Below are 17406 nucleotides of genomic sequence, written 5' to 3' on the forward strand. Positions count from 1 at the left end.
GCGTGGCGCTCCGCCGCTGGAGGACGAGGGGCTACTGCCGGAGCGGGGTGTTGGTCCAGAAGGAGTGGGCCTTCTTCAGGAGCCCCTCGGCGGCGTCGCCGTATGATGCCGCACTGCTCAGCGCGGTGAAGGCTTTGTTGTAGAGGTCGAGTTCGCTCTGTTCCGTGATGTCCACGGAGGAGGAGACGAGTTCGACGTGGGCCCGGTCGCCATCGCCGTAGATGTTGAACGCGTGGACGGGGAACAGGTCCACCCGTGCGGTGGAGGGAAGGATCCCGAGTGTGAGAGAAGCCAGGCCGAGCTCTCGCAGGAGGCGCTCGATCTGTTCTTGCATGACTTCGGGTCCGCCGATGTTCGTGTAGAGCGCCTGCTCCCCGAGGACGACGTCGTAGTGGTGCTCGCCGTTGTACAGAACCTCCTGTCGCTGCATGCGCTTGGCGACGCCTGCCGGTACGTCGTTCGGGATGCCGAGGAAGTCGACGACCTGGCCGAGGATCACGGTGGCGTACGCCTCGGTCTGGAGCGTGCCCCAGATCATCGTGGGCACGTACGCCTTGCCTTCGCGCGTGCTCTGGTACCAGCCCACCACGTCGTCCTGAGTCGCTTCCGTACCGGTGGACAGACGATCCGTCCAGCGAACTGAACTGGTCACCGCATCCCCTCCTGGGTGGTGCCGCCGGGGGCGGCTTCGATGGGCGTTGCCGTTCCGGTCGAGGATGGCTCCGAGTATCCGATCTTGTAAGAGCGGGAATCGGTCAGGCCATGCGCTTGATCTCGATGGCGAGGGCTCCGAGGGCTTCCTTCTCGGGCCCGTAGATGGTGCGGATGTTGGCCAGCTGCTGGTCGCGGGTGGCGGTCGGGTTGACGCTGGAGGGGCCTTCGCCGTCGAGGAGGGCCTCGAAGTCGGGGTACTCCGTCACCCGGAGGACTTCGACGTCGCAGGTTTCGTCGGTGTCCTTGATGCGGAAGCGGATGGTGTCGCCGGCGGTGAGGTCCGCGAGGTGCGGGTACTTGACCCGCACCTCGATGGTCTTGGTGCCCGCGGCGACGAGCTCGAAGTACTGGCGGTAGAGGTTGAGCTCGCGGACGCGGGCGGTGCGGTCGGTCATCGGGAGGGAACGCTCCTGGGGGACGGTGCGGTGATCAGGCGGCCGATCTCGGCGGCCGAGTACGAGCGGAAGAAGTGGCGGGGGTCGGAGAGCAGGGTCTCGGCCATGGCGAGCAGCTGGTCGGCGTACTCGATGACGGTGCCGGGCCACTGCCGGGTGTCGAGCATCCAAGGGGCGGCTCCCTCGGGCAAGGGGGCACGGCCTTCTCGTATGAGCGATTTCGACAGCTTGGCGCCGGTGTCGGTGACGACCTGAGGGCAGAACAGACGGGCCGGCAGCTGGGCGCGGGTGAGGCCCACGGCCCGGAGGGCCTCGTCGACGAGGTGGGAGCCGAAGACCCAGTCGCCGCCCTTGACCATGACGTGCAGGGTGCCCTGGGGGCTGGCCGGGGCGAGTTCCTTGACCAGGTTGCGGTAGAGGGTGGCCAGGTCGAGGTAGCCGCCGGCGGTGGGCGTGATGGTGACCTCGTACGGGCCGTGGTGGAGGCAGACGGCGGAGACCACCGCCGACTCGGGCCCGGTGAGGCGGACCCGGGTGCGCTCGGCGTGCTTCTCCGCCCAGCCGCAGCCGGGGTGCGGGCAGGGGACGCGGAGGTGCGGGGTGCCGGTGGAGGGAGCGAGCCACCAGCGGGCGGCGTCGATGCGGGGGAGGAGCCGGAGCCAGGTGCGGCGGTAGTGCTCGCTGGCCTGCTGCTGGGTGTACGTCTCGATGCGGTGCGGGATGCCCAGGCGCCTGGACAGAGCGGTGAAGAGGGGCTGGTAGAGGGCGGTGACGAGGTCGATCAGGGCCTGCTCGCCGAGGGCCTGGGCGTAGGCGCGTTGGTAGCGGTGGCCACTGGCGGGGTCGGAGGCGAGCTCGTGCGGGGCGTTGTCGAGGGCACTGAAGAGCACCTCGGTGGGGAGGCCGAAGCGGTTGCGCAGTCGGGCGGCCATGGCGAAGGCCAGGGACTGCACGAGCGAGGTGCCGATGTGCGGGGCGCCGTTGATCTGGGTTCCGACGACCAGCACGATCCGCTCGGGCGGGGTAGCCAGGATGCGCGGGGTCAGGACGTCCTCGGCGTGGTGCAGGGCGTTGGCGAGAACGGTGTTCGGCGAGACGGGGTGGGTGGTCATGTGGTGCCTCCCTGGTGGGGGCCGGTGGTGTGGGGCGGCAGGGGAGCGGCCCCGTTCTTGGCACGGTCGAATGCGGCCCAGACGCACTTTCCGGGGCCCGTCCGCTCCTTCACGCCCCAGCTCTCAGCGGTCGCGGCGACGATCAGCAGACCGCGGCCGTCGACGGCGGACTCCTCGGGAACGCGCTTCGTCGGCCTCTTCTCGCCGCTGTCGTGGACCTCGATCCGCAGCTCCGCGTCAAGGGACTCGACCCGTACGAGGACGAGGCGGCCCACGGCCGCCCCGTGAAGCACGGCGTTGGTGACGAGCTCCGAGGTGCACAGCCGCATGTCGTCGAGGCGGCTCGTCTCACCCCATTCGGTCAGCGTGGCGGCGACGAAGTCGCGAGCGGTACGCGGCGTGGTCCGACGGCGGGGGAACAGTGTGGTGCGGTGCCGACCCGTGCCCGGAAGGAGGTCCGGGGCGGCGTCGATCGCCTGGTTGGTGAGTCTGCTTGCCATGGTCAACAGCAAAGCGAATTAACTCATTTGGGTCGGGAGCCAGCACGGGGCCAAGACGGGGGCCACTATGGGGGCCAGAGGTCACGTGTTCCTGGGGGACGGCATGGGCGACACCGGGATCGGCGCCTTGCTCGTCCGGCTGCGCAGCGCGCGCGGCTGGAGCCAGCAAAGGGTTGCCGACGAGTACAACGCCCTGGAGGGGCGCTCCGCGAAGACCGGCAAGGAGATCGGGCGGTACGAGCGCGAAGCCCGAGTCCCTGTTCCCTACACCCGGAAGTACCTGGCGCAGCTCTTCGGTGTCGATGTCGCCGTACTCGACCAAGCCGTTGCCATCAGCAAGGGGCAGCGGGACGGGGGCTGACGCCGCCGAGGTCGAGACCGTGCCGTCGGTGCTGCCGCCCGAAGACACTCACGTCCGTGGAGACCCGCTTTCGGAGGACGCGGTGCGTTCGGCGGACTTCGCCCGCTTCATCGCGCAGCGGAACGCCGACGAGTTCGTCGTCGAGCAGCTGGAGGCTGATGTCGGCCGGCTCGCCCGTACGTACGTCAGCCACCCGTTGATGGAGCAGTACGTCGAGATCAGGTGGTTACGGGACGGGGTCTTCGAGCTGCTGCGCGGGCGCCAGCACCCCCGGCAGACCACTGACCTCTACCTCTCCGCTGCTCGCCTCTGCGGCCTGTCCGCGCACGTCTGCCTCGACCTCGGCGACTATGACTCCGCCGCCACCCACGCCCGTACCGCGCGGGCCTGTGCCGAAGCGGCCGGGCACGAGGGGATGCTGGCTTGGGTACGGGCCGTGGAGTCATTGATCGCGTACTGGACCGGGCGGTACGAGCAGGCGGCCCGGCTGGCGCAGGCCGGTCGGCGGCATAGGGCCAGCGGCAGCATCGGCGCACGGCTGGCGAGCCTGGAGGCGCGGGCGTTGGCGATAGTCGGCGACTCGGCAGGCGCGCTCGCCGCCCTGTCGGATGCCGAACGATCGCGCGAGGCGATCTCGGGCCGGGACGAGGTACTGGGAGTCTTCGACTTCCCCGCGGCCAAGCAGTTCGCGTACGCCGGAACGACCCTCTTGGCCGTAGGCGGGCAGGAGCACGTCCACCGGGCCATCGTCAGCGCGGAGACGGCGATCCGCCTCTACCGCAGCGCGGACGGAGATGACCAGTCGGTCGGTGACCTGTTCGCCGCGCACCTTGACCTCGCCAGCGGGCACCTGCTCCTGGGCGACCTGGACGGCACGGAGAAGATGCTCGGCTTCGTTCTCCAGTCCTCGCCGGAGCGCATGTCGGCCAGTATCGTGCGCCGGCTCACCGTTCTCGGGCGGGAGCTGGAAGGGCCGCAGTACGGTGGAGCCGCGCAGGCAGTGCACCTGCGCGAACGACTCCAGCACACGGCCGTCCGTGCGTCCCTGCCCGCCGCCCACCCACCGGAGTTGCCGACGTGACCGACCTGTCCGCCGCCCACGACGCCGCCGTCACCGACCGGGCCCGCCTGGCGGGCAGCGCCTACAACGGAGACCGGGACCTGGCCGCCCGGCAGTCGCTCTACCAGTGGCAGACCCCTCGGTACGACCTCCCCGGCCTCGTGGCCGAGCAGCTAGGCGACGTACGCGGGCGGGTTGTCGACATCGGCTGCGGCAACGGCAAGTTCATCCAGCGGCTCCGCCAGGACCGCCCGGACCTGTCCCTGCTCGGCTTCGACATCGCGCCCGGCATCCTCGCCGGCGTCCCCGGCCCGGTCGCCGTGGCGGACGCCACACGGCTTCCGCTGGCGGCGGGCAGCGTCGACGCCGCTCTCGCGCTTCACATGCTCTACCACGTACCCGACATCCCTCAGGCGGTCAGGGAGCTGGCCCGGGCCGTCGCCCGTGACGGGCTGGTGATCGTCTCCACCAACAGTGACTGCGACAAAGCCGAGATGGACGACCTCTGGCAGCGGGCCGCCGGCGACGTCCTCGGCGTCGAGCGCGGCCCGGCCCGCATCTCTCTCAGTGCCCGCTTCTCCCTGGAGGAGGCCCCGGCCATCCTGGGGGAGGAGTTCAGGCAGGTGGAGGTCGTCGAACTGCCCGGGACCATCACCGTCCGCGACCCTGAGCCCGTCATCGCCCACATGGCCTCGTACCGGGCCTGGGCAGACCAGCAGGACGTGCCCTTCGATGCGACCATCGACCGGGCCCGCACGCTGGTTGCCGACCATGTTGCCCTGCATGGGGCGTACGAGATCACTTGCCTTGGCGGCATCCTTGTCTGCCGCCGGTGAGATCACCGCCCGTGGAGGCCAAGGCCCGGCGAGTAGGCGGGTGGTCGTGTGGCTTTGTTCACGACAACGGGTTCTGGCTCAACTTCCGTGCTGAGTGACGCTCCGTTACGACTGAACATCGAAGAGAGCAATGGACGGGGGCGGCGGGACAAGCACTACGCGAAGGCGCGCCAGTATGGCTCGCCACTGCTTCCAGTCCTCCGGGTCGACCCAGTTTGCGGCCGGTCCGTCCTCGTCGCCGACGATGCGGGCAGGGCTTCGTCGGCGAGCACCCGAAGGTCTGAAGGGAACACGGGCATCGGTGTTTCCGGGCCGTAGGACATATCGACGGGTTCGCCTCCCGGGCATTGCGCCGCGATCAAAGCAGCGGCGGCCACCGCCTCTTCCGCTTCCGTGAGATAGCCAGTTGCGTCGATCGTCCGGATGAGGACGTCTCGGATCAGGGCTTCGCGAGCCTCGGGCTCGGCTTCGTCGAGGGCGTTGGCGAAGTCCGCGGCTGTGTCGTTGTCGAAGGGACCGGTATCCCAGGTGCCCATGCTGATCTCCTTGCGTATTGTCGCCCGGATCCTCGCATCAAGCACTGACAACACGACTACGGGGCGAGCAGGACCTCTTGTCGGGTGAGGTAGAAGGGCAGCATGGATACTGCCGTACTTGAACAGATGCTGGACGAGACCTTCGATCACGCGGTCGTGCACCACGGATACACCAACTACATGCGCGACTACGAGGTCGTCGTCTATGCAACGGCTGATCCCCGTACCGGCGTCGCGCCGGCCCACCTCCGGTATCTCTTTCGGTACTGCGTTGAGGCGCGGTGCGAGACGTCAGTGCCGGCGGAGACTTGGCGGGTCTCTTTGGATGACCGGCTCATCGACCATGAAACCGGTGTCGATCTCGACGGATACGTCTGGGGGGTGAAGTGGCATGACCTGTATCCGGGAGCCAAGGTTCTGCCTGAGTCGGAGGCGACCCGCCGCTGGTCGAAGGCCGTCGGGATCGACTTCCACGAGGTACGCATCGAGACGAACGCACACAACCTGACCTTGATCTTCGCTGACCTTCAGGTCAGCGAGGTCCCGGCTGGATACGCACCATTCGTTGCCGAGTAGGGATCAGGGGTCGTGTGATCACGCGACCGGCGGGTGGTCGGATTCGCTCAGACCCCCCTGGACAATGAGCCCGTCCTACGGTCCGTACCGAGTGCCTTCTGCGGCAGGATGACGCCCATGGATCAGGGGGTGGCGGCCGTCATAGCGGCCGGAGTAGCGGGTGTCGTCGGTGTGACCGGCAGTCTCATCGGCATGCGGATGGGGCGTCGACAGGTGAGCGACCAGGCACAGGTCGAGCATGAGCAGTGGGTGTGGACGATCACGTAATTCCCCAGGGGTTGTGGTCACGTAATTCCCCAACCCCTGGGGTGCCGTGATCAGCTGGCCGACGGCTTGTCGTTCTTGTCGATCGGGTTCCTGGGGCGCTTGTTCGGCCGGTAGCTGGGTCCGTTCATGATGACTTGGTGGCTGGTGTTGACCAGCCGGTCGAGCAGGGACTCGGCGACGACGGGGTTCGGGAAGAGGGGATACCAGTCGCTGGGTGCCCGGTTGCTGGTGGTGATCAGCGAGCGTCCCTGCCGTTCGGAGACGAGTTCGTAGAGGTCCGGCCGGTCCACCGCCGTGCGCAGGTTGTCCGGCACCAGCCGGCGCGGGACACCCCCGAAGAAGCGAAACGCTTCGACATGGGCCTGGGTCCAGGCGTGCTGGTCGATGTGAACGACCGGCCGCACGAACATGTGCCGTGAGCTGGGTAGAACCATCACGAACGCCCAGATCCGGTGCCGCTTCCCGGTCGCCGGGTTGATCCACTGGCCCAGGAAGCCGTAGTCGACCTGGGCCTCCGAGCCCGGCTCCACGTCGTCCCGCAGCACCGTCACTCGCGACCTGGCCGACTCATCGGGAAGGTTCTCGGTCACCCACCGGCGGAACGTCGACAGCGAGACTGTCAACTTCCCTTCTTCTCGAAGGCGTTGATGGATCGTGGAGACCGTCGTGGTCTCCAGCAGGCCCTTGACGTACTCGCGGTGCGGCTCGATCTCCGCCCAGGTCACCTGGTTCAACCAGCGGCTTGCCAGCTCCGGGAACCAGACCTTGAGAAGCTTCGCCCACTCCTCCTCGCTCATCGGCGGCCCGCCCGGGATGATCCCGGCCTCCTCCGCCGGCGCCAAGTACTTCCTGATCGTCTTTCGGTCCAGCCCCAGCGAAGCCGCGAGCTGGTTCTTCGACCGGCCCGCATGCCAGTGGACGTAGATCTCGACGACATCGACCACCGTGAACGTTCTCCTTGCCATCCGGAAGTCCGCCGACCTCTCGGCCTTCGGTCGAGGGACGATGACGACTCCGCGATGGTCAGGACCCTCAACCCGGCACCGACATGCCCATGGGGATCCTGAACAATTCGGTCCCAGGGCCTCATTGGCGTTCAAACCACTCGATGCGGGAATCGCCCCACCGAAGAATGGGGCTGACCAGCATAGATGGCTGTGGCATGCTCACCCGCGTGACTCATGACCCAGACGGCGGATGGTCCTTCACGACCGCTCGTGAGCCGGCCAGCTTCGGCGCCGGCCAGCTCACGGGCGAGCCCGGCGTCGACCACGCCATGGGCGAGAGCGGGACGCTCTGCGGCATTCCGGAGCACCAGGTCACCCGCTATATGCATCTCTTCGAACCAGCAGAGCCCGAGGCCTGTCCGGACTGCCGCCAGCGGGCCGAAGCGGCTCCCACGAAGCCGTGCGCTCAAGAGCGACTTCACAACAGGCTCCAGGCCGCCGACCCGGGACAGGCCCGCGACGACCTCCTCGCCGCCCTGCGGAAAGGGGCCAAGGTGCGTCTATGGATCCGCGGTCCCGCCGCAAACCTGGCCAGACACTACGCCCGCCTCAACTCACTGACCGACGGCGCCGAGCCTGCCGTCGAGGCTTTCAACACCGCCAGGAGCATTGGTCTGGCCCGTGTCGAAGACGACGACTGGGGCTACCTCGCGGTCCTGCCAGAGGACGACAGCCGGCCGCTCGTCGCACGTGGGCCCCGCACTCTCAGCTGACGCCACCCCTGCGGCCGCGAGCGGCGTCCCCTTGGGGAGACCTGACCGCCGGGGTGGGGAATTACCTGACGCGAAAGCCGTCACCGCTGGGGAAATCGCTGACCGTCGACAGGCGAAGAAGACCGCACCCGGGCCGTCAGGGACGCCGTGCTCGGCGGCCTGCGGACCGGGTGCGGACAGGTAGGCGACATGACCAGCGAAACCGCAGGTCAGGCGGCCTAGCCAAAGATCAGGCCTTCTTGGTCTCCCAGAAGATGCGGTCGATCTGTCGGGCCGCTTCGCCGCCCGGATCGCGACCTGCGCTTATGCCGCTGACCTGCGGCGCAGCGGTGCGGAGATCTAGCAGTATCTAGCAGGAATTGGCAGCGTTGCGTATCTACTCTCCATGATCATCTCCCATGGAATCTCCCACGCCTCCCACACCCGGCCCCGGGCAACAAGAAGACCGCCCGCCCGCCGGGGGTGCTCGGCGGACGGACGGTCGCTCTTGGGTGCCCGTATCATGATCAAAAAATGCGTCACTGCTGACGCTGACATGGGATCATGCAGCTCACAGCGTTGTCGAGTGCCTCACGACCAACCCCCCTGGGTCCTCGCCCACCGCCACGAACTCGGGCGACGCATCCGCGACCTCCGGATGCACCGAGGCCACACGCAAGAACATCTCGTGGAGATGACCAATATCGACCGCAGGACCTTCCAGCGGATCGAGGCCGGCTCAAGCGACCCCCGCTACGGAGACCTTCTCCTCATCGCCGCCGCCCTGGACGTCCCGCTCGCCGAGTTAGTCAGGTAGGGCCCTGCCCGCGGGCGGCCGGCGTCGCCCGCGGACAAGGAGTTCAACGGCCGGCCGTCCCAGCGGGCTGGATGCACGCCGACCTGTCCGCGTGCACCGTTGCGTCAGGCCGGGCCCCGCTGCTGGAGAACCGCGGCACCTTCTTCACTGCGCCGGTGATCGGCCGGCCGCACTGGTCGCAGTACACGGTGTCGTAGGGGGCACTCATGCGCTTCCCTCCTCGCTCGTGAGACAGGTCCTCAGCTCGGCCGAGACGACCTCCCGGTACCGGCGGTGTCCGGTCCGGCCGCTGTGTGCCAGGGCCCACGTCTCCGGTGGGGCCTGCTGGGTGTCGACAGGGGAGGTGTCTTCGCAGTCCTGGCACGCGATGTAGCGCACGGGCGCCGGCCGGTCCTCGGCGGCCCGCAGCACCCAGGTGTCGAATCGCAGTGTCGTTGTCACCGGCGTTCACCCGCCTCGGCAACGAACACGTACAGCGGGGGCATGCTCCGGCGCGCGGCGCAGCTGCGGTGGGCGTAGATGTGCTGGCCGCCCTCTGCGGCTGTCTGCGCTCGTACGCAGGAGTCAGCGCCTGGGAGCGGGCAGAAGTTGCAATGTCGCGGCTTGCTTGTTCTGGTCGGCATCGCACACCTCCGGCTCGTCGGTGATCAGGAACATCACCATCATGACGAGCCGGAAAGGCGAGAACGCTCACAGATTTGTGAGCGCTGTGAGCGTTACATACCGACCCAGGCAGCCATGCTGCCCAGCGATTCCGGCGTACGCCGGGACAGATGAACGAGGCCGCGGATCGTCTCCCGCGCGCCCGGGTGGTAGCGAGTCTGCTCCGGCGCCGCGCGGCGGGCCGCAACGAGGGACTTCAGCGACGCCTCGGTGTGACCGAGCTCCATCTCCGAGCGGGCCCGGTCGATGAGGAAGTGTGCCCGGCGCGAGGTCGCCATGCCCGCGGGCGGCTGGATCTTCTTCGCCTGCTTCAGCGCCTCGTCATAGTGGTGCATCTCCACCGCTGCGGACATGCGGTGCATGGCCACGTTCGTCGGCCCGAAGCTCAGCCAATGCACATCCGACGCATCCCCCACCCGGCCGGCCACCGCGGTCGCCTCCTCGATGTGGGCGTCCACCGCGGTCTCGTCGTCCGCGCGGGCGGCGATGACGGAGGCCCCGAGGTGGAGCTGCCCGGCCACCGCGAGGGACTCGCGGGTCTCGTCGCTCTGGCCGAGAATGCCGTGCCCGGATCCGATCAGGCGCCGGCCGATGGTGTATTCGCCCTCGCGGAAGTACACGAGGGCGCGCATGTACTGGCGCACGGCGGCCAGGCACGGATCCGAGGCGCGCTGCGCAGCCCAGTCCATCCGGTCCAGCGCGACGCTGGATAGGTCGTAGTAGCCGAGCTTCACCGAGACGTCGTGCGCTGTCCGGTACGTGGAAGCGAGGGCCTGCCACAGGGCCGTGGACGGGGCCCGCCACGCCGCGGTGGTCAGCTCCGCGATCGTGCCAGGAAGAGCGGTAGCCGCCGCGTGCAGACGCGTCGCACGCACCTGGGCGCACAGGTCGTCGGCTGCGGCCGTGAGCTGCTCGACGGGCCGGACGTGCAGGTCTGGGTCGACGCCGAGGTCGTACAGGTCGAGTGCCTCGCGGATCGGGCGCACGAGCTCGGCGAGGTGGTCCTGGTGGAGTTGGGTCACGTAGGGCTGTCCTGTCAGCACGGTGACGTCGACTCGGAGGGCGCGTGCGACAGCAGCAACAAAGTCAGCGGTGGCCGGGCGGGCGCCGCACTCCACCTGATTCAGCAGGCTGTAGGAGTACGGAATCCGGTCCGCAAGCTCACGTTGGGAGAGGCAAGCGAGGCGTCGCTGTTCTCTGATGCGAGTTCCGGTGTGGTCGTCGTCGAGTGGCGGCATACTGGTCTCCGTTCCTGACTCGTCATCTGGAACGGTACTCGTCTCCGCCCCCGACTCCACCCGGATCGGGGGCGGTTGCGTGTGGTCGGATAGGGGACATGAGTACTCGGACGCTGTACCTGTTCAGCAGCGCGGCCCCGCCCGTCTTCGACATTGCCCGCACCATCGAGGACGCGCAGGCCGACGGCTGGGACGTCTGCCTTGGCCTCACCCCAACTGCCGCCCGCTGGCTCACGGACTCTCTTGCCGGCCTCGCCACGCTCACAGGGCATCCCGTGCGCTGGGACTACAAGCTGCCCGGCGAGTCGGACGCGTGGCCGAAAGCAGACGCCATCCTGCTGGCGCCAGCCACGTTCAATACGATCAACGCGTGGGCGCTCGGGATCACGGACAAGTTCGTCGTTGGGGTCGTCGCGGAGGGCATCGGGAAGGGGATCCCGACCGTGACCATGCCGTGCGTGAACGCGGCCTACGTGCAGCACCCGCAGTTCGAGCGGTCCGTCGAGACACTGCGGGGCGCCGGGGTGTGTGTGCTGTACGGCGAGGGCGGATTCGTGCCGAACCAGCCGGGCCAGGGCAATCCGGCTAGCTACCCGTGGCGTGTGGCGCTCGATGCGGTCAGTGCCGCCACGTACGATTCCGGCCGTGGCGATCGAACTATCTGACGAGCTGGTGCAGCTCGAAGAACGGGCGTGGGCAGAGATCCAGGCCAACGCGTTGACGGTGGAGACGGCGGAGGCGGTGTAGGCCGCGATCACAGCCCACGCGGCAGCCACCGGCCAGCCCCGATACGACATCGAGACGGCACTGAAGAAGCAGGTACGACACCCCGTACCGCCGTCCGAGGGCTGACCCCGGGCAAGCGTGAAGGCGCCCCCTCCGCATGTAGGCGGAGGGGGCCCCTATGGCACCCCTGCCATTGACATCCAATGGCAGGGGTGCCATAGTTCTGGTGTCAGCAAGGGAACGGCCCAGCCGAACCACCCAGGGAGGACCGCCATGCATCTGCTCACCGGCACCGACATCATCAACTTCCACAACGGCCGGGACGACCTGCTCATCCTCACCACCGACGGAGAGTTCACGACCGCCGACCACTCCGCGATCGTAAGCAGCCCCCACAAGGACGGACAGGCCACCGCCTACGACCTCGTGGTCCTGGACGACGGCACCGAGGCGCAGGTGATGGTCGCGCGCTCCACCATCAACGAGGGCGACTGGTTCCCCGACGCCCTCGGCGACGACGGCCACCTCAACGCCTCCGTCGCCGACGAAATGGCCGCCATCATCAACACCGACGCAGGCCTCACTGGCCTCCTCCAGATCCACGAGATTCGCGAGACGACCGCAGCATGGGAGAAGGCCGACCAAGAGGCCAACCGTCTCGCGGGCGAACGAGCCCAGCGCGTGGCCGCGTTCGTACAGCACTGCGGCGGGAACCAGTCCGAGGCCGCACGGCGCCTCGGACTGGACCAGTCCACCGTGAACAAGCTGGTACGCAAGGCGAAGGGGGCCACCGCGAAGACGCACAATCAAGGCCGCGCCCTTACGGCCTTCGACGAGACCCGCAGCATCGTCGAATGGGCACGCGACCCCCGCTGTCGGGTCAGCTACACCACCCTCATGCACCGCTCCGCCCACCTCGACGAAGGTCAGGACGCCGCCGAGATCATCACCACCCCTGGCCACATGGACCCGCGCCTGATCGGGCGCCCCGCGCCGCCCGCCTGATCCCAGACACGACGAAGCCGCCCCCTCCCGAAGGAGGGGGCGCGCTCACTTCACCAGGATGGACACCAGCCACCCACCCGCCGGGACCGCAAGAAGCCCAACACCGATCGCCGTCCAGGCCACCTTCTCCACCGCAGCCAGCCGCGGCCCATGCGTCGCCGCCGCCTTACCATCCGCCTCCAACACGTCGACCCGCTTCTCCACCGCCTTCAGCTCGTCGCCATGCTGTGTCAGCGCCCGGTCGGTCTGATCCGACCGCTGCACCAGCAGAGCCAGCGAGCCATCCACCCGGGCGAACCCGGTCTCCAAGATGCCCCGCAACCGCTCCAACTCCAACGCCACCTGCCCCGACTCAGCCGGCGTCACCGCCACAACTCCGGGCCGTCGGTCCGCAGCCAGCGCGGCAACAGCGCCTGCACCGCGGGGACCGCCATCACCCGCGTCACCGCGCCCGCCACCGCGAGAGCGCCCGCCACCCACGGCAGAGTCGCCGGGATACCCGAGGCATCGACGATGGCAGGGAGCACGACGGCGATACCAATCGCGGCCTGCAGGATGGTGCGCGCGGTGCGCTTCGCAGCATCAGACATGAGAGATCCTCCTCAGTTGGCGAGACGGGCGGCGAGCTTGTCGGCGACGAGCTCAGCGAGATGATCAGCCTGCTCGGGCGTGAGACCCGTGGTCTCCAACGCATCCACCCGAGCAGCGAGCGCACGCGTCTCGTCACGAGCCTGCCGGGCCAGCGCGTTCGTATCGCGCTGATACCAGTAGGCGTCACGCGTCTCGCCCCTGCCCTTGTAGGCCCAGACGTCGACCGGGTCCATGCCGTCCTCCTCGATGATGGTTTTGCCGGTCGCGCGGGCCACAATGCCCGGGAACACGACCTCGCGGAACTGGCGGATACGAGCCGCACCAGGACACGCCGTCCCCGAAACCGACCACTCCGGGAACATCGCGTGATAGCCGAACCCCGGGTCGTCATGCGTGCGACAGATCCGCAGCGGCACCCCGTGCTCCTCGTGGACCCAGACACCAACATCGATCAGCTTCTCGATCTGCTGCGGCGTCCACGGGTCCGTGTGCTCCAGGTTCGACGCGCTCTCCAGAGAGACCGCACCCGTACCGTCCGCCCGCCGGTTCGCCTGATAGTTGGCGTCCGCGCGGGTCTGAGTTCCGATGAACTGGCCGAGGTCGCCCTCGTACCCGAGACCGAAATGGGACTCCAAGTTGGTGGAGTCCCGCCAGAATTCGTACGTTCGCTTCGCCGTCCACGGCGCCGCGATGCTGTGGAAGATGAGCTGCGTCGGCCGGATGGCCGGCTGCTGATCGGACTCCGGCTGCAGCTCCATCTTGGTGGCGCCGGGATACCAGGCCATCAGACACGCTCCGGCCAGTGCCAGGAGCCACCCTCGTGCGAGCCGTCCGCCTTGGGCTCGCCGTGGGTCACTTCACGGTTGAAGAACAGCCCCTCGGGATTCAGCACTGCGAGATCCACGAGGAACGGGCCGTGCACGGCCGTGACGATCGCGGCCCGGCACTGCGCGGTGTACTCGCCGCCGGGGGTGCCGTAGCTGACGTAGTGCACGATCCGGCCGACGGACGGGGTGGGCTCAGGCATGAGGCCTCCAGAAATGCGAGAACCCCGGCCGGGTGGCTCGGGGCGGGGATTGGGGGTTGGGTGGGGGTCAGGCGGTCTCGAACGCGACCTGTCCCTGAAGGTAGTTGCTGCTGAGCGCCGCCCACGAGTGCGGCTGGGACGACGACCACTCTGACGTACCGGTGTGCGAGTAGATGCGGGCGACGGAGGTGTTCTTCAGGATGCCGACCGTGCCCGTGTACCAGGCCGTCGCGGAGTGGCCGCGGGCGGAACCGAGGTAGCTGAAGTTGGTGGTCGAGCTGCCGGGGTTGGCTGCGGTGAAGGGGGCGGAGAACCCCCACACCCCGGTGCCGAAGGTGGTGGTCGTGCCTGCGAGCATCTCGAAGTTCACGATGCACAGCTTGCCGATCAGCTTGTACCGACCGAACAGGCTGCCGTTGCCGATAGCAGGCGCCGTGCCCGTCGATGTCCAGGACGGCGTGTAGCTGGTCCATCCGGAAATCAGATCGTTGAACTGGTCGCGGATCTCCGCGTTCATGTATGCGGCGGTCACGACCTCGCCGACTACCCACGTACGAGGCACTGCGAGCGTCATGGGTCATGCCTCCAAGGTGGGTCGGTTCGGATCGGTCGGATCGTCGGCTGCCCACCAGTTGCGGTCGGCGACAGGCAGATCGGCGAGCTGCTGCTCAACCGCGTCCACGTCCTCGGGGAACACGACTTGCCACCAGCCGGTGCCGCACTCCACGCACCACATGCGCGGGTCGGCAGGGGTGACAATCTGCGCGGACATGCACGTGCAGTCGGCCACCCACCGGCCATGGTTGATCCGGGCATACAGCGGGGTCAGCAGCGTGCCGTCGCCGACAGCGATACGACGCTGGTTTCGCTCCTCCCACCAGCGGATCACCCGCTCCGCCGGCGGGACGCTGTCCCACTTGGTGGGCGGCAGATAGGGCGGGGGCAGGTAGAAGCCTTCCGCCCGCATGATCACCGTCATGAGGGGCCTCTCAGTAGGCGAGTCGGGTGCTGGTGCCGAGCACCGAATACGTGGTGTCGTCGAGGACCCACACGGCCCCGATGTCCGACCGCGAGGTGTGGAAGTTGATGGTGTGCGGGCCCGTCGTGATCTGCTCGACGTAGCCCTCCACGGTGATCGTGGACGTGGGCGAGATCGCCTCGTCGGGCAGGTCAGTGACCGTGAAGACCGTGGAGATGTCGGCGTCGAGGAGCGCACGGTAGGTCGCCGTCGACAGCGTCCCCGCCTGGACCGGGGCCTGCCGGATCTCCGGCTGCGGGTCGGCATAGCGGATCACCAGCCACGTCGCCGCGTCGATGACCTCAGCATCCGTCGTCTTCAGAATCTCCAGGGGGATCTCGGCGATCCCATCGAGGGCGATCGAGTCGGGGTTCCGGATCCGCTGCGTCGCGCCCCCGGGCCGCATGGCCACCACCGAGTTGACCTGCTTCTGGTCGTCGTCGGAGACCTCCACCTCCTGGGTCTCCAGGTCCTCGTAGGACAGGGTGGCGACGCTGGACGGGTTGTAGCGCACCGTCCTGGACTGGAACACCAACCAGGCTGACGCCCGGTCGGCGTACAGGCGGCCGTTCTCTGTACGCTCCACGTCCTGCATGTGCGACAGCGGCGCCGACCCCAGCTGTCCCTGTGAAGCCACCGCGGAGAAACTCCCCTGTGGGATCACGCCAGGGATCCGGGCGTAGCCGGCGAGCCGGTACATGCGGAGCCACGACGACTCGCCAGCCTGCCCGGTCATGCCGGCCGCGTAGTGGTCGACGAGCTCGGAGATCGACGGGTCCCCCTCGTCGTCGCGGACGTAGGCGGCGACGTGGCTGATCGTGCCCGACCACAAGTCGGTGCCCGTGCTGTTGGCGCCGACCGTCAGAAACGCCATGTCCTCGTGGGTGGAGGTGGCCGCGGAGTATTGGACGCCGTCGACCCACACCTTCTGGTTTTCCTCGTCCCACACCAGCTGGTGCACGGCCCCGTCCGCGAGGTTCGCTGTGGCCACGGTGATCGTGGACGTGCCCAGCGAGTTGTACTCCACAATCTGGATCTTTCCGGTGCCGGACTCCAGCTTGAAGTAGATGCCGGTATCGAACGTAGGCACGAAACCCGCGTTCAGGGTCATGATGACCCGGCCCGTGGTGGACGTGGAGAACCACACCTCTAGCGCGAGGTCCCCGGGGATGGGGGTACCCGTTGCCCCGCTGGACGTCAGCAGAGGGTAGATGGAGCACTTCAGGTACTTCCCGGCCGTCGAGGACGACGGTGTGAACGTCGGCGTGGGAAGGTCGTCCGACGGCGGCCCAACCCCCGTGCCGAACGTCAGCGTGCCACCAGACCCGGACTGCTGGATCGTCAGTGAGGGCCGGGAGTAGCCGGACTGGTCACCGGCTGACGTGGACGACTCCGGCTCCGACAGCGGGTAGTACAGCTTCGCCCCGTCGCCCTGGATCTCCTCCACCAACATCGGGCCCAGCGACGGGCGCCTCGACAGCCACTTCATCATGTCCGACGCGGTGATGGTGACCGTCGAGTGCAAGCCCGCCCAACCCATCGGCCACGATGTCACCATCCCGTAGAACCGGGCGTGATGCGTGGCCGCAGTCGACGACCACGACGACGGGGTGGCCCCCTCCTCCACCTGCGCCTCGTCCATCCACACCACATCCCCGATCGTCGGGGACGTGGTGTTCGTGGTGATTCGCAGCAGGTGGGAGGCAGCGGTCGTCATCCACGTGACCGTGATCCGCTCCCACTGGTCATTGAGCGAGGACGCTGTACCGACCGTGGTGCCGTCGATGTCGAGCCGAACCGCCGGGTCGCCTGTCGGCACCCACACGTACACCGACGCCGTGTACGTCACACCGATCGTCAGCCCGTACAGCGGGCACTGCATCACCCCGCCAGTGCCCGAATCCGTCCACCCGATCTTGAGGCCGTAGGTGCCGGACTTCACGTGATCGGTGTCGATGGTGGCCGAGTCAGGCTCCAGCGCCACAGGTGAATCCCACCCGTTATCGGACACCTCGAACCCTGGCTCCGTCAGGTAGTTCACGCCACCGAGGACCGTGGTAATGACCCGGATCGGGCAGTTGCGGCGCACGTGGGGGTAGTACGGCGACGACGCCCGCCCCGGGGTGAACCGGCCATCAGCATTGTCCAGGGAAAGCACCATTTTCCCGGTCTGGATATCCGCGAGCTCGTCCGCGGCCCCGCGGGTGATGGAGATCCCCGCGGTGGGCGTCAGCTTCATGTGCTCGGTGATGTCGGTCCAGGCGA

General features: G+C 68.0%; 24 protein-coding genes and 1 pseudogene. 9 read left to right on the forward strand and 16 right to left on the reverse strand.

Annotated features, from left to right (window positions below; all coding sequences use genetic code 11):
• Window positions 1-31: 31 nt before the first annotated feature.
• The 4 genes from ACFW22_RS03205 to ACFW22_RS03220 form a co-directional block, all read right to left on the reverse strand.
• Window positions 32-652, reverse strand: a complete 621-nt coding sequence (locus ACFW22_RS03205; protein ID WP_386398127.1) for a DUF5753 domain-containing protein — start codon at window positions 650-652, stop codon at window positions 32-34.
• Window positions 653-755: 103 nt separating this feature from the next.
• On the reverse strand, window positions 756-1109 hold the full coding sequence (locus ACFW22_RS03210; protein WP_386398130.1) for an ASCH domain-containing protein: 354 nt from the start codon (window positions 1107-1109) through the stop codon (window positions 756-758).
• A complete protein-coding gene (locus ACFW22_RS03215) occupies window positions 1106-2221 on the reverse strand; it encodes a hypothetical protein (RefSeq protein ID WP_386398132.1) in 1116 nt (371 codons plus the stop codon). Before ACFW22_RS03215 ends, ACFW22_RS03210 begins: the two co-directional genes overlap by 4 nt.
• Window positions 2218-2721 (reverse strand): ATP-binding protein, encoded by a 504-nt coding sequence (locus ACFW22_RS03220; RefSeq protein WP_386398135.1) that lies wholly within the window; start codon window positions 2719-2721, stop codon window positions 2218-2220. The genes ACFW22_RS03215 and ACFW22_RS03220 overlap by 4 nt, the downstream gene beginning before the upstream one ends.
• 67 nt (window positions 2722-2788) lie before the next feature.
• Here ACFW22_RS03220 and ACFW22_RS03225 point away from each other — a divergent pair, with 67 nt between their 5' ends.
• The 3 genes from ACFW22_RS03225 (at window position 2789) to ACFW22_RS03235 (ending at window position 4978) form a co-directional block, all read left to right on the forward strand.
• A complete protein-coding gene (locus tag ACFW22_RS03225) occupies window positions 2789-3082 on the forward strand; it encodes a multiprotein-bridging factor 1 family protein (protein WP_386398138.1) in 294 nt (97 codons plus the stop codon).
• Between the two features lie 82 nt (window positions 3083-3164).
• Window positions 3165-4163, forward strand: a complete 999-nt coding sequence (locus tag ACFW22_RS03230) for an XRE family transcriptional regulator (RefSeq protein ID WP_386398142.1) — start codon at window positions 3165-3167, stop codon at window positions 4161-4163.
• Complete coding sequence (locus tag ACFW22_RS03235; RefSeq protein ID WP_386398145.1) at window positions 4160-4978, forward strand: class I SAM-dependent methyltransferase; 819 nt, start codon at window positions 4160-4162, stop codon at window positions 4976-4978. The genes ACFW22_RS03230 and ACFW22_RS03235 overlap by 4 nt, the downstream gene beginning before the upstream one ends.
• Before the next feature lie 105 nt (window positions 4979-5083).
• Here ACFW22_RS03235 and ACFW22_RS03240 read toward each other — a convergent pair.
• Window positions 5084-5514: pseudogene (locus ACFW22_RS03240) on the reverse strand (DUF4259 domain-containing protein).
• 102 nt (window positions 5515-5616) lie between these two features.
• On the opposite strand from ACFW22_RS03240, the gene ACFW22_RS03245 reads away from it, so the two are divergent.
• Together ACFW22_RS03245 and ACFW22_RS03250 are read left to right on the forward strand one after the other, a co-directional pair.
• Window positions 5617-6090: a hypothetical protein gene (locus ACFW22_RS03245; protein WP_386398147.1), complete on the forward strand. Its 474-nt coding sequence runs from the start codon at window positions 5617-5619 to the stop codon at window positions 6088-6090.
• 117 nt (window positions 6091-6207) lie between these two features.
• Window positions 6208-6357, forward strand: coding sequence for a hypothetical protein (locus tag ACFW22_RS03250; RefSeq protein ID WP_386398150.1), 150 nt, complete (start codon window positions 6208-6210; stop codon window positions 6355-6357).
• 50 nt (window positions 6358-6407) lie between these two features.
• Here ACFW22_RS03250 and ACFW22_RS03255 read toward each other — a convergent pair whose 3' ends face one another.
• Window positions 6408-7322, reverse strand: coding sequence for an ATP-binding protein (locus ACFW22_RS03255; protein WP_386398153.1), 915 nt, complete (start codon window positions 7320-7322; stop codon window positions 6408-6410).
• Between the two features lie 209 nt (window positions 7323-7531).
• Here ACFW22_RS03255 and ACFW22_RS03260 point away from each other — a divergent pair, with 209 nt between their 5' ends.
• Both ACFW22_RS03260 and ACFW22_RS03265 read left to right on the forward strand, forming a co-directional pair.
• Window positions 7532-8077: a hypothetical protein gene (locus tag ACFW22_RS03260; RefSeq protein WP_386398155.1), complete on the forward strand. Its 546-nt coding sequence runs from the start codon at window positions 7532-7534 to the stop codon at window positions 8075-8077.
• Between the two features lie 535 nt (window positions 8078-8612).
• Window positions 8613-8873, forward strand: coding sequence for a helix-turn-helix domain-containing protein (locus ACFW22_RS03265; protein WP_386398600.1), 261 nt, complete (start codon window positions 8613-8615; stop codon window positions 8871-8873).
• Window positions 8874-8916: 43 nt separating this feature from the next.
• Here ACFW22_RS03265 and ACFW22_RS03270 read toward each other — a convergent pair whose 3' ends face one another.
• From ACFW22_RS03270 to ACFW22_RS03280, 3 genes are all read right to left on the reverse strand, one after another.
• Window positions 8917-9081, reverse strand: a complete 165-nt coding sequence (locus tag ACFW22_RS03270; protein ID WP_386398157.1) for a hypothetical protein — start codon at window positions 9079-9081, stop codon at window positions 8917-8919.
• Window positions 9078-9314 (reverse strand): hypothetical protein, encoded by a 237-nt coding sequence (locus tag ACFW22_RS03275; protein ID WP_386398159.1) that lies wholly within the window; start codon window positions 9312-9314, stop codon window positions 9078-9080. The genes ACFW22_RS03270 and ACFW22_RS03275 overlap by 4 nt, the downstream gene beginning before the upstream one ends.
• Before the next feature lie 275 nt (window positions 9315-9589).
• On the reverse strand, window positions 9590-10774 hold the full coding sequence (locus tag ACFW22_RS03280) for a helix-turn-helix domain-containing protein (RefSeq protein WP_386398162.1): 1185 nt from the start codon (window positions 10772-10774) through the stop codon (window positions 9590-9592).
• Window positions 10775-10872: 98 nt separating this feature from the next.
• Between ACFW22_RS03280 and ACFW22_RS03285 the strand changes: the two genes are divergently transcribed.
• The gene (locus tag ACFW22_RS03285; RefSeq protein ID WP_386398164.1) at window positions 10873-11439 is read left to right on the forward strand and encodes a flavoprotein; all 567 of its coding nucleotides are present in this window, start codon (window positions 10873-10875) and stop codon (window positions 11437-11439) included.
• 334 nt (window positions 11440-11773) lie between these two features.
• Window positions 11774-12505 carry a hypothetical protein gene (locus tag ACFW22_RS03290; RefSeq protein WP_386398167.1) on the forward strand — a complete coding sequence of 244 codons (732 nt, stop codon included), beginning with the start codon at window positions 11774-11776 and terminating at the stop codon, window positions 12503-12505.
• A gap of 45 nt (window positions 12506-12550) precedes the next feature.
• Here the strand turns inward: ACFW22_RS03290 and ACFW22_RS03295 are convergent, their stop codons facing one another.
• The 7 genes from ACFW22_RS03295 to ACFW22_RS03325 all read right to left on the reverse strand — a co-directional run bounded on the left by ACFW22_RS03295 (window position 12551) and on the right by ACFW22_RS03325 (window position 17380).
• Window positions 12551-12871: a hypothetical protein gene (locus ACFW22_RS03295; protein WP_386398171.1), complete on the reverse strand. Its 321-nt coding sequence runs from the start codon at window positions 12869-12871 to the stop codon at window positions 12551-12553.
• A complete protein-coding gene (locus ACFW22_RS03300; protein ID WP_386398174.1) occupies window positions 12868-13095 on the reverse strand; it encodes a hypothetical protein in 228 nt (75 codons plus the stop codon). Before ACFW22_RS03300 ends, ACFW22_RS03295 begins: the two co-directional genes overlap by 4 nt.
• A 12-nt stretch (window positions 13096-13107) precedes the next feature.
• A complete protein-coding gene (locus tag ACFW22_RS03305) occupies window positions 13108-13881 on the reverse strand; it encodes a hypothetical protein (protein WP_386398178.1) in 774 nt (257 codons plus the stop codon).
• Window positions 13881-14123 carry a hypothetical protein gene (locus ACFW22_RS03310; protein ID WP_386398183.1) on the reverse strand — a complete coding sequence of 81 codons (243 nt, stop codon included), beginning with the start codon at window positions 14121-14123 and terminating at the stop codon, window positions 13881-13883. Before ACFW22_RS03310 ends, ACFW22_RS03305 begins: the two co-directional genes overlap by 1 nt.
• Before the next feature lie 67 nt (window positions 14124-14190).
• A complete protein-coding gene (locus ACFW22_RS03315) occupies window positions 14191-14697 on the reverse strand; it encodes a hypothetical protein (protein ID WP_386398186.1) in 507 nt (168 codons plus the stop codon).
• 3 nt (window positions 14698-14700) lie between these two features.
• Window positions 14701-15102 carry a hypothetical protein gene (locus tag ACFW22_RS03320; RefSeq protein ID WP_386398189.1) on the reverse strand — a complete coding sequence of 134 codons (402 nt, stop codon included), beginning with the start codon at window positions 15100-15102 and terminating at the stop codon, window positions 14701-14703.
• A gap of 10 nt (window positions 15103-15112) precedes the next feature.
• On the reverse strand, window positions 15113-17380 hold the full coding sequence (locus ACFW22_RS03325) for a hypothetical protein (RefSeq protein ID WP_386398192.1): 2268 nt from the start codon (window positions 17378-17380) through the stop codon (window positions 15113-15115).
• Window positions 17381-17406 lie beyond the last annotated feature (26 nt).

The organism is Streptomyces sp. NPDC058872, from assembly GCF_042743065.1.
Classification (GTDB): domain Bacteria; phylum Actinomycetota; class Actinomycetes; order Streptomycetales; family Streptomycetaceae; genus Streptomyces.